The 11,123-nt window shown below is 67.7% G+C and carries 6 protein-coding genes; 3 read left to right on the top strand and 3 right to left on the bottom strand.

Annotation, left to right across the window (positions count from 1 at the left end):
* Window positions 1-378: RCC1 domain-containing protein (locus LXT21_RS44460; protein WP_407667115.1), on the top strand; the 378-nt coding region annotated here is incomplete at its 5' end.
* 403 nt (window positions 379-781) lie between these two features.
* On the opposite strand, the gene LXT21_RS44455 is transcribed toward LXT21_RS44460, so the two are convergent.
* Both LXT21_RS44455 and LXT21_RS44450 read right to left on the bottom strand, forming a co-directional pair.
* Window positions 782-3,622: an SBBP repeat-containing protein gene (locus tag LXT21_RS44455; protein ID WP_254044350.1), complete on the bottom strand. Its 2,841-nt coding sequence runs from the start codon at window positions 3,620-3,622 to the stop codon at window positions 782-784.
* A 321-nt stretch (window positions 3,623-3,943) separates the two neighbouring features.
* Entirely contained in the window at window positions 3,944-6,784 is a 2,841-nt protein-coding gene (locus LXT21_RS44450) for an SBBP repeat-containing protein (RefSeq protein ID WP_254044349.1), read from the bottom strand.
* 353 nt (window positions 6,785-7,137) lie between these two features.
* On the opposite strand from LXT21_RS44450, the gene LXT21_RS44445 reads away from it, so the two are divergent.
* Window positions 7,138-8,007 (top strand): aldo/keto reductase family oxidoreductase, encoded by an 870-nt coding sequence (locus tag LXT21_RS44445; protein ID WP_254044348.1) that lies wholly within the window; start codon window positions 7,138-7,140, stop codon window positions 8,005-8,007.
* 268 nt (window positions 8,008-8,275) lie between these two features.
* Window positions 8,276-9,364: a TIGR03118 family protein gene (locus tag LXT21_RS44440; protein WP_254044347.1), complete on the top strand. Its 1,089-nt coding sequence runs from the start codon at window positions 8,276-8,278 to the stop codon at window positions 9,362-9,364.
* A gap of 195 nt (window positions 9,365-9,559) precedes the next feature.
* On the opposite strand, the gene LXT21_RS44435 is transcribed toward LXT21_RS44440, so the two are convergent.
* Window positions 9,560-10,048: a hypothetical protein gene (locus LXT21_RS44435; RefSeq protein ID WP_254044346.1), complete on the bottom strand. Its 489-nt coding sequence runs from the start codon at window positions 10,046-10,048 to the stop codon at window positions 9,560-9,562.
* Window positions 10,049-11,123: the final 1,075 nt, after the last annotated feature.

Here is an 11,123-nt window from a genome sequence, read left to right as displayed (position 1 = left end):
GTCAACACGCACGGCCAGCTCGGCGATGGCACGACGACCCACCGGAACACACCCGCCATGATTCCAGGCCTTGCCAACATCGTCGCCATGTCGGCGGGCACCCGCCATTCGCTCGCGCTCAAGGCGGATGGCACGGTCTGGGCCTGGGGGTTCAACGACAGGGGACAACTGGGGGATGGCTCGGTCATGACGCGGCTCTCGCCGGTGCAGGTGTATGGGTTCGAGCGAGGGGTGGCGGTGAAGGCGGGCTTCGACCACTCCCTGGCGATGCGTGCCGATGGTGTGGTCTGGACCTGGGGCAACAATGTGACAGGCCAGGCCGGCAACGGGACGCAAGGCAACCACCACCTCACCGCGATTCTCTCGTCCTTGCGTTGATGGACGCGTGAATCAACGCTCCTGGCACCCCGCCACCTGACCGAGGTGGCGGGCACGCGATGCGCTGGCGCGTTCGTCACGACCGGAGGATGGGGGCTCCAGGACTGCCCCTCGCGCACGCCAGAGCACTCGACGTGCTCGCCCCCCCCGGAGGTCCGGGACGCTATCGCCCTGGCCGCGAGGAGCGCGGGCTCGGAGTGCCTGAGCGACGTGGATGACGTGTGCCGTGGAGACCTGGGGCGACTGGCTTCAAGAAGGGCGACAACCACCCTGGCTCTGGACGAAGGCGAGACCGAGGAGCGTTGGAGGCGTGTCCGCCCTGGCAGGCGATTGAGTCAGCGGGAGCCCATGCACCGGTGCGAGAGAGGTCGACCCCGCTCGCACCGGTGTTTTCAGCAGCCTGCTAGCGCACCTGGACCTGCACCTTGTCCAGGCCCCACGTCTCGTTGGTGATGCCGGGCAGGCCATCCGCGAAGAACTGGAGCGCCAGGGTCGGCGTGGTGTGCTCGAACGTGACGGACACGTGGTAGATGGAGTCACCGTCCGGGTAGAAGAGCGTGTTGCGCTCCGCAGCGCCGCTGCCCGCGGGGCTGGCCACGCCGCCGACCTGGGCGGGGTAGAACTGCGCGCTGCTCGTGTTGGAGAAGGTGGTGCGGAACACCTCGCCCACGCCGCCGACCGACAGGCCCCAGTGGTTCGGACCGAACGGACCGTTGCCATCCCAGCCCTGGAGGATGAACAGGTCGAAGCTCACCGTGACGGTGTTGTGCGCGGGCAGCGCGGCCAGCGACAACTGGACGGTCTCGTTGCTGAACTCGCCCAGGAAGAAGCGGTCGCCGGAGGGGCTCAGGCTGGTGGCCTGGTTGCTCCACTCGGCGCCGGCCTCGGCGTCGAAGCGGCCCAGGTACACCTCGCTGGCGATGGGCTGCTGCGCCTGCGCTTCGGCGGCACCCGTGGCGAGCGCGGGGTCCTCCGTCATCGCGACGTCCAGGATGCAGCCGTCCAGCTGCGCCGGGTCGGTGACGCCCGCGGACTGGCAGGTCGCCTGGGCGGCCTGACGCTGCGTCGTCGTCAGCTGCGCGGTGGTCGCGGTGGACGCCGGCAGACTCAGGTTGGTGAGGCTGGCGGTGCTCTCACCGGAGCCGTAGTCGAACAGCGACTCCGCCTGGGTGATGCGCCAGCTGTCCGCGAAGTTGGGCGTGTTCTTGTACAGCTGGTTGAAGCTGAGCGGGGCGGTCAGCTGCGTGCCGTCGCGCAGCGCGAAGTCGTCCGCGCGGATGTTGTTGTAGTTGCCCAGCAGGCCCCGCACCTGACCGGCGCGCGAGGGCGCCAGATTGAGCGTGACGTTCAGGTAGGACGTGAAGTTGTCCACGATGAGCAGATCCCCCTGGGGCGACGTGATGATGTAGCGCGCGGCGGTGGGCCGGACGATGCGGGTGCCGTCGGACAGGGGGCGCACGTCGCCCACCGGCAGCGCGACCGCCGCGCCGTTCACCATCAGCGGGTTGGTGGCGCGCGCGTAGACGCCGACGCGGTCGGTGCCGAAGCGGGCGGCGACGCCGCTGTAGAGCGCCACGCGGGTGCCGCTGGCCTTCTGGCGCGACTGAACCACGAAGGGGTTGGCGGCCAGCGGGACGGACTCCGTCAGGATGAACTCACCCACCGACTGGAAGTCGTAGTTGAAGCGGTCCGCGGTCACCAGGTGCGGGTCACCCCAGCCATTGCCACTGCGGCACGAGGCCACGAGGACGGGGTCCACGGAGCAGCCGTCCGCGTAGCGCAGGAGGAAGAAGTCATAGCCGCCCTGGTTCGTCGCGCCACCGATGTTGCCCGTCGACTGCCCGACGACATAGACGCCGTTGTCCGTGTCCGCGGAGACGCCGTTGGCGATGTCCTCCTTCGAGAAGGGGTCGTCGCTCACGGAGTCGTACTGGTGGATGGACTTGAGCTCGAGCCGCACGTCGTACTTCGCCAGGAAGACGTCCACGCTGCCGGTGTCCGCGGCCGGGTCGTTCCTCAGGTCATAGGAGGTCGCGCCGACGACGTAGAGGTTCGCGCCGCCGTCAGAGGCGATGGCGTTGACCGAGTCCAGGCCCGCGGTGCCCAGCAGGGTGGCCCGCTGCTTCACGCCCGCGGTGCTGTACTGCAGGATGACAGCATCCCAGCCGCCGGAGTTGGCCGGATTGCCATTGCTCAGGGTCGCGTCCGGGGTCAGGCTGCCCGTGGTCTGCCCGACCAGGTAGATCTCCGTCGCGCCGATCGCATTGCGGGACGCCGTCAGCGCATAGGCGTAGTCCACGCCGGAGGTGCCATCCTGGCGCACCCACTCCCGCGCGGAGAGGTCCGCGGAGTACTTGAGCAGGACGAGGTCATAGGTGTTGGCGCCCTTCGTGGTCTGGGTGGGGAAGACGCCGTTGGAGTAGCCCCCGATGTAGACCTTGCCATCGCGGTCCACCGTGACGCCCCGGGCGTAGTCGTTCCTGTTGCTCGTCGAGCCGAACTGGAGGGCGGTGGAGGCGGTGCCGTTGGCCAGGTAGCGGGCGACGATGATGTCGGTTCCGCTGGCGGTGACGCCCGTGACGAACGAGCCCAGGGTGTAACCGGTGACATAGACGTCGCCCGTCGTCTCGTTGACGGCGATGCCCCACGACTGGTCATCCTTGTTGGAGCCCCGCTGACGGCTCCACTGGAGCACCTTGTTGGCGTTGTACTTGCGGACGAAGACGTCCTGGCCGCCCTGGTTCGTGCCATTGTGGAGGGCGCCGCCGGGCAGCGTGCCCTTGGTGTAGCCCGTCACGTAGATGGAGGGATTGCCGCTCGCGCAGCCCTGGATGGCGATGCCCGTGCCGAGGTCGTCCGCGACGGAGCCGAACTGCTCCGCCCAGACGAGCTGCCCGTTGCTCGTCTTGTGCTTGAGCAGGAAGACATCGAAGCCGCCCGCGTGGGTCTGACCGAGGATGGGGCTGTTCGCCCGGCCCACGGTGTAGAGAAAGCCGCCGCACGTGGCGGTCGACGTGGCCTGCTCCGTCGCGGAGGTCCCATCCGCACGCGTCCACGTGGGGAGGGGATCCGTCGTCAGGCTCATGGCGGGCGCGCGGCGCGGGGCGCGGACGCCTCGAGGGCCGCTCGTGAAGTCCACCGGGTAGAGCGCGTCCGGAGACGGCTCATGGAGCGGCAGGGGCTCCCGCTCCACGGGAGTCCGCTCCGCGGCCTGGGCCAGGGATGCAACGAATAGACTGCTCACGAAAATGGTGACTCTAGACATGACGAAGGGACCTCACCTCGGGACGGGAGGACATCCTGAAAGCGATTTTCTGGCGGCAATTCGAGTTGCGGAGCCGACATAGCAGAAAATCAATGAATAAGTGGTTCCCATCCAGGGGTTCGCGAGGTTGTTTCAAACGTCAGGACCTCACACGAATGTCGTGAGGTGTGTTCACCTTGGGTGGTGGCGGAATTGTCACGGCGGGTCGGGCGGGACTCCAGCGCGTGGAAGGACAGACAAAAAGGACCCGCCCCACGGCGATGCGTGGGACGGGCCCTGGGGGCGCGGGCCGGGAGGCCGTCAGCGCACCTGCACCCGCACGTGGTCCAGGCCCCACGCTGCCTGTGGGAGACCCGGGAGGCCGTCCGCGAAGAGCTGGAGCGTCAGCTCCGGCGCGGTGTGTTCGAACGTGAAGCTCACGCGGTAGATGGAGTCACCGTTCGGGTAGCGCTCCATGGCGCCCGTGCCCGCGGGGTGGGCGGTGCCGCCTGCCTGGGACGGATAGTCTTGAGGGCTGTCCGTGTTGGAGAAGGTGGTGCGGAAGACCTCGCCCACGCGCTCGGCGCGCACGCCCCACGCATGCGGGGTGGAGGCGCCATGGCCCTCCCAGCCCTGGAGGATGAGCAGGTCCAGGCTCACCGTGACGGTGCCGTGCGCGGGCAGCGAGGCCAGGGACAGCTGGACGCTCTCGTTGCCGAACTCGCCCAGGAAGCGGCGGTCGCCGGAGGGGCTCGGCTGCGTGGACTGGTGGCTCCACTCGGTGCCGACCTGGGTGTCGAAGCGGCCCAGGTACACCTCGTTGGCGATGGGCTGCAACGCCTGCGCTTCGGCGGCGCCCGTGGCGAGCGCGCTGTCTCCCGTCAGCGTCACATCCATGATGCAGCCCTCCAGTTGCGCGGGGTCGGTGACGCCCGCCTCCTGGCAGGTCCGCTCCGCGGCCGCCTGCTGCACCGGCGACAGCGCCTTGAGCGTGGTCGTCGCCAAAGGCAGGTTCAGGTGGGTGAGGCTGGCGGTGCTCTCACCGGAGCCGTAGTCGAACAGCGACTCCGCCTGGCTGATGCGCCAGCTGTCCGCGAAGTTGGGCGTGTTCTTGTACAGCTGGTTGAAGCTGAGCGGGGCGGTCAGCTGCGTGCCGTCGCGCAGCGCGAAGTCGTCCGCGCGGATGTTGTTGTAGTTGCCCAGCAGGCCCCGCACCTGACCGGCGCGCGAGGGCACCAGCGTGAGCGCGACGTTCAGGTAGGTCGTGAAGTGGTCCACGACCAACTGGTCGCCCTGGGGCGAGGTGACGACGTAGCGCGTGGCGGTGGGCCGGAAGACGCGGGTGCCGTCGGACAGGGGCCGCGCGTCGCCCACGGGCAGCGCGACCGCCGCGCCGTTCACCATCAGCGGGTTGGCCGCGCGCGCGTAGACACCGACGCGGTCGGTGCCGAAGCGGGCGGCGATGCCGCTGTAGAGCGCCACGCGGGTGCCGCTGGCCTTCTGGCGCGCCTGAACCACGAAGGGGTCGGCGGCCCGAGGGACGGACTCCGTCAGGATGAACTCGCCCACCGACTGGAAGTCGTAGTTGAAGCGGTCGGCGGTCACCAGGTGCGGGTCACCCCAGCCGGTGGCGCCGCGGCACGAGGCCACGAGGACGGGGTCCACGGAGCAGCCGTCCGCGTAGCGCATCACGAAGAGGTCGGCGTCGCCCTGGTTGGTCCCGGTGCCGAAGTGGCCCTTGGAGAAGCCCACCACGTAGACGCCGTTGTCCGTGTCCGCGGAGACGCCCGTGGCCGTTTCATCCTTCAGCGCCGGGTTCGTGTGGGTGGAGCCGTACTGGTGGAGGGACTTGAGCTCGAGCCGCGCGTCATACTTCGCCAGGAAGATGTCCACGTTGCCGAGCAGTGAGCCGGGGACGTTCTTCAAATCGTACGTGGTCGTTCCGACGACGTAGAGGTTGGCGCCACCGTCGGAGGCGATGGCGGTGACGGACTCACGACCCGGGGAGCCCAGGAGGGCGGTGCGCTGCTTCTCGCCCGCGGGGCTGTACTGGAAGATGACCGCGTCGTAGTCGCCTGCGTTGGTCAGCGGGCCGGTGCCGAGGGTGCCGGGCGCGAGCGTCGCGCCGAGCGTGTGTCCCACCAGGTAGATCTCCGTCGCCCCCGTCGCGTTGCGGGACGCCGTCACCGCGTAGCCGTAGTCCGCGCCCGAGGTTCCCTCCTGGCGCACCCACTCCCGGGTGCCGAGGTCCGCGGAGTACTTCATCAGGAAGAAGTCGGTGCCTCCCAGCGGCGCCTGCCCAGGGAGCGTGCCGTTGGTGTAGCCGGCGACATAGACGTTGCCAGCGCGGTCCACCGTGAGGCTCCGAGCGATGTCCGTCCGGTTGGCGGTCGTGCCCACCTGGAGGGCCGTGGAGGCGGCGCCGTTGGCCAGGTAGCGGGCGACGATGATGTCGGTTCCGCTGGCGGTGACGCCGGGGACGAACGAGCCCAGGGTGTACCCGGTGACATAGACGTCGCCCGTCGTCTCGTTGACGGCGATGCCATACGACAGGTCATCCTGGGAGGAGCCCCGCTGACGGCTCCACTGGAGCACCTTGTTGGCGTTGTACTTGCGGACGAAGACGTCATGGCCGCCCTGGTTCGTGCCGCCGTGGAGGGCGCCGCCGGGCAGCGTGCCCTTGGTGTAGCCCGTCACGTAGAGGGAGGGATTGCCGCTCGCGCAGCCCTGGATGGCGATGCCGGTGGCGTAGTCCTCGGAGACCGAGCCGAACTGCTCCGTCCAGATGAGCTGGCCGTTGCTCGTCTTGTGCTTGAGCAGGAAGACATCCATGCCGCCCGCGTTCGACCCGCCCGGCAGGGCCCGGTTCGCCGTGCCCACCGTGTAGAGGAACCCGCCGCACGTCGCGGTCGCCGTGGCCTGCTCCGTCCCAGCGGTCCCATGCGCCTTCGTCCACGAGGGCAAGGGCGCGGTCGTCAATCCCATCAGCGGTGCAGCCAGGGGCGTGGGGACCAGGGCGCCCCGGGGGCCGCCCGCGAAGTCCACCGGGTAGAGGACCTCTGGCGGAACGAGGGCCTCCTCCTCCACGGGGGGAAGGGGCTCCACGGCGTGCGCCAGGGATGCTGCGAAGAGACTGCTCATGAAGAGGATGAGTCGGGTCATGGCGGGGGACTTCCACCTCGGGAGGGAGACCGGCCTGAAAGGGATTCAACCGGGCAACAAAGTTACGAACCCGGCATAACAGGAAAACGGCAAATGCGGGCGACCCCGTCAGAGGTTTCACATGCCTGTTTCAAATGTCGGGGCCCCCACAGAGGTGAGCTGTCTTCAGCATGGGTGGTGACATGCCTGTCGCGGTGGGTGGGGTGGACAGGGCCTCATGGCGGCAACGGCGGTATCTTCAATCCCTCGGATGCCGACCCATGGGAGTGCATCCACCCGGCGGACAGCCCGAACCGCCGCTTCCGGGCAACCCAGCGGAGGCCCCTTTCAGCCTCCGCTTCAAAGGAGCGTCCATGTCGAGCATCCATCAGGTCGGAACCTTCAGCCTCGGCGACCGCCGCGTGCGGCGGCTCGGCTATGGCGCCATGCAACTGGCGGGGCCCGGAGTGTTCGGCCCGCCGAAGGACCGGGATGCGGCCCTCGCCGTGCTGCGTGAGGCCGTCGCGAGCGGAGTCGACCACATCGACACCAGCGACTTCTATGGCCCGCACATCACCAACCAGTTGATTCGGGAGGCGCTGCACCCCTATCCCGAGGGGCTCACCCTCGTCACCAAGGTCAGCGCCCTGCGGGGCGCGGATGGCTCCTGGATTCCCGCGCTCTCGCGTGAGGAGCTGACCCAGGCGGTCCACGACAACCTCCGCAACCTGGGGCTGGAGGTGCTCGACGTGGTCAACCTGCGCAGCATGTTCAGCGTGCATCACCCTGCGGAGGGCTCGCTGGAGGCACCGCTCCGAGTGCTCGTCGACCTCCAGAAGCAAGGGCTGATTCGCCACATCGGGTTGAGCAACGTCACGCGGACCCAGGTCGCGGAGGGACGGAGCCTCTGCGACATCGTCTGCGTGCAGAACCAATACAACCTGGCGCACCGGGAGGATGATGCGCTGGTCGACGAACTCGCCCGCGAGGGCATCGCCTATGTGCCGTTCTTCCCGCTCGGTGGCTTCACCCCGCTGCAATCGTCGACCCTGTCCGACGTCGCCGCGCGCCTGGGTGCCACGCCCATGCAGGTCGCGCTCGCGTGGCTCCTGCGCCGCTCGCCCAACATCCTCTTGATTCCCGGCACCTCGTCCGTCGCGCACCTGCGCGAGAATCTCGCCGCCGCCCACCTCGAGCTGCCGGACGATGCGCTCCAGGCGCTGGCGAGCATCGGCTCCGCCTGACAGCCTGGGGAGGACGCCCGGCGGCCCTGTCCGTGGGGAAGCCCGCCTGGGCTCCCTCGGACCGCCGCGTTCAGAACCCGGCATTGAAACCCATGCATCACTCCCCTGCATGAAAAGGCAGATTGCGGGACCCCGCACCGCCTCTCACGTTCCAGTCAGACGAGAACGTCTCGGTGGAACACACTCAACGGGGGATGACATGAAGGCTTCGTCGACTCGTACGCAGAGCCGCGGGTGGGGGCGATATACGCTGGGATTGTCTCTGGTCGTGGCCTCGGTGCCCGGCATCGCCGCGGCCCAGGCCCCAGGGGAGCTGCCCAATACCTATGCCCAGCGCAACCTCGTTTCCGACGGCGCCGTGCCCGCGGAACACGTGGACCCGAACATCGTCAACGGCTGGGGGCTCGCCTTCAATCCGTTTGGCTTTGCCTGGGTGGCGGACAACGGCTCGGGCGTCTCGACGCTCTATGACGGGGACGGCAACGCGCAGCCGCTCGTGGTGACCGTGCCCGTACCCGCTGGAGCCATGGCTCCCTCGAGCCCCACGGGAATCGTCTTCAGCGGCTCCGAGGGCTTCGTCGTGAAGCAGGGCACCGCCAGCGGGCCCGCCCGCTTCATCTTCGTCACGGAGCAAGGCGTCGTCGCCGCGTGGGCCCCCGCCGCTGACCCCGTCAACGCGGTCATCACGGTGGACAACTCCGGCTCGGGGGCTGTCTACAAGGGGCTGGCCCTGGCGACCAATGGCACGGGCACCTACCTGTACGCCACCAACTTCTCCAAGGCGAAGGTGGATGTCTTCGACAGCACGTTCGCGCCGGCGACGCTCGCCGGGAGTTTCGCGGACCCCTCCCTGCCCGCGGGTTATGCCCCGTTCGGCATCCAGAACATCAACGGCGACATCTACGTGAGCTATGCGCAGCAGGATGCGCAGTACAAGGACGATGTGCCGGGCGCGGGCCTGGGCTACGTCAACGTCTTCGATGCGAATGGTCGATTCATCCGCAGGCTGATTTCCCAGGGCAACCTGAACGCCCCCTGGGGGATGGCCGTGGCGCCCGCGTCCTTCGGGCGGTTCGCCGGACGGCTGCTGGTGGGCAACTTCGGCGATGGGACCATCAATGCCTATGACACGGTGACGGGCGCGCTCGACGCGCAACTCCAAGGCACGAACGGGCAGCCCCTCGTGATTGAAGGCCTGTGGGCGCTGAGCTTCGGCAACGGACTTCAGAACCAGCCCACCAATACCCTGTTCTTCACCTCCGGTCCGGGGGATGAAGCCCACGGTTTGTACGGTCGTATCGACGCGCCCGCCGTCACCACCACCGGGACGCACCAGCCCCGAGCGCTTCACCGCTGACCCCTGACGACACGTGAGTGGGAGCAGATGCACCCGGGACGTCTGCCCGGGTGCATTTCGCTCATGGCGGAGGAGGGATGCGAGCTACCGACTCCACATGATGGACGACGTGCGGTCGTTCATCGCGTCGCCGAGGTTGCCGCAGGCCGTGCGACAGTTGAAGTTCGCGCCCCAGAAGTTGGTGTGCTCGTAGTGCTACGAGTTGTTGCACCCCGAGAAGGAGCGCGCGGCGGAGACGATGTCATTCCAGCCACCTGGCATGCCGCCGACCCAATGATTGTGCCCGGAGCATGTGACGCCGCTCCAGATGGTGTACGTGGCGCCACCCCAGTTGCCGTGTTCGTACTCGATGCCGATGACATAGGTCGCGAGCGAGGCCATTTGATTCACGTGCTCCTCGGTGAGGTCCTCGGGCGTGGCATCGACCGCGAGCCGCACCGTGCCCTGGCTCAGGTGTCCGATGACCTCCGAGAAGCTGTCGAAGCACGTGAGCTGGGGCTCTGGGGCCCTCTCGGGAGCGGCAAGGCCCCTCGGCTGCGCGAAGCTCTGGCCCACGCAGTGCTGTTTGTCCCCCAGCCGTTGAGTGGCACTGCCTGGCTCTGTTCCATCGCCGGCCGCCGCTCCACCACAACCGGTGATGGCGAGCATGAAGCCAGCGACCCTGAGCGCCAATGGATTCAACATATCGTCTCCTTCGAGGACAGTGGGTGAAAGCCTTCCGGCCCGATGACGCGGGTGGAATGGCTGCCCTGCTACACGGGCCCTCGAGCCAGCTGACTGTGCTGACAGGATGACCCGCACTCGAAGTACGCATGTGGCGAATGGATATCCACGGAGAGTTTTACTATTATTTCCGGAAATACATTCCTCGACAATGTTTGTATTTCCCCGCACCGTGAAGACATTCATGGAGGTGCCCTCGTGGACGAGAGAGGGAGAAGTGACCAACAGCCACCCAGTCTCATCGGGCGAGGAACTCCAGGTCTGGCCCCTGCCTGCGGTGACGAGTCAACGGCGCATTCTTGGAGGCTGAGACTGAGGGTGTTCGCTGGTAGTCGTTGGGACGCGCGCTCCGTCCAGCGCGTGTTATCGATGCAGGTTCCCCCAAGCAGGTGAGGAGCCCCAGTGGGGGGCGCGCCATTCTGGTGCACCTGCCATTGCCCTCCGGCCTGCGACGCTGGCCCCGGCGCAGAGGACACCCCAGAGCACGTGGTGTTGAGCCCAAGTGCCAACAGCGACGTGCGAGCCCACGCCCCTGCAGCCTGGAGGGGCCAATGGAGTCCGAGGGGCGGCACAGCCTCTGCGCCAACCCGGCGCACAGTCCCGGGGCTTCCACCTGCGGCTCCTCTTCGCTCTCTTCTCCAGCCCGCCCCCTCAACACGGCTCCTCTCCGTCCTCTACTTCGGAGGACTGGGTGGACGCGCTGGGGTGCGTGCTGCTGGGGACGACACTCTCGGAGGAGTGCTCGCGACGCTGTCCCGACGCACCGAAGCCGCCAGCGATGAAGGAGAAACGAGCCCGGTGGACGTGCAGCTCGCCACGGGATGGCTTCTTGGCTCGCCAGAGTTTCAGCGACAATAGATTGTTCTTGTCGCGGGTCGGATGTCTGGCGCCGGCTTGCGAGGCTTACCCGTATTGCCGTAATTTTTCGGCATGGGCCTGGGTGGCATTGATTGCCGGGCCCAAACCGAGCCAGGAGCATCCTTGTGAAGACGTTTCATCCGAGACGGGCCGCCGCCGGAAGTCCATCCTCCGAGCC

It is taken from the genome of Myxococcus guangdongensis, assembly GCF_024198255.1.
GTDB lineage: Bacteria > Myxococcota > Myxococcia > Myxococcales > Myxococcaceae > Myxococcus > Myxococcus guangdongensis.
Note: the sequence above shows the minus strand (reverse complement) of the source record. Positions and strands in the feature narration are given on the sequence as shown.

Bases quoted from the DNA above. Each gene is read 5' to 3' on its own strand.
- LXT21_RS44450 (WP_254044349.1), bottom strand. From the start codon at position 6,784: ATGACCCGACTCATCCTCTTCATGAGCAGTCTCTTCGCAGCATCCCTG.
- LXT21_RS44445 (WP_254044348.1), top strand. From the start codon at position 7,138: ATGTCGAGCATCCATCAGGTCGGAACCTTCAGCCTCGGCGACCGCCGC.
- LXT21_RS44435 (WP_254044346.1), bottom strand. From the start codon at position 10,048: ATGTTGAATCCATTGGCGCTCAGGGTCGCTGGCTTCATGCTCGCCATC.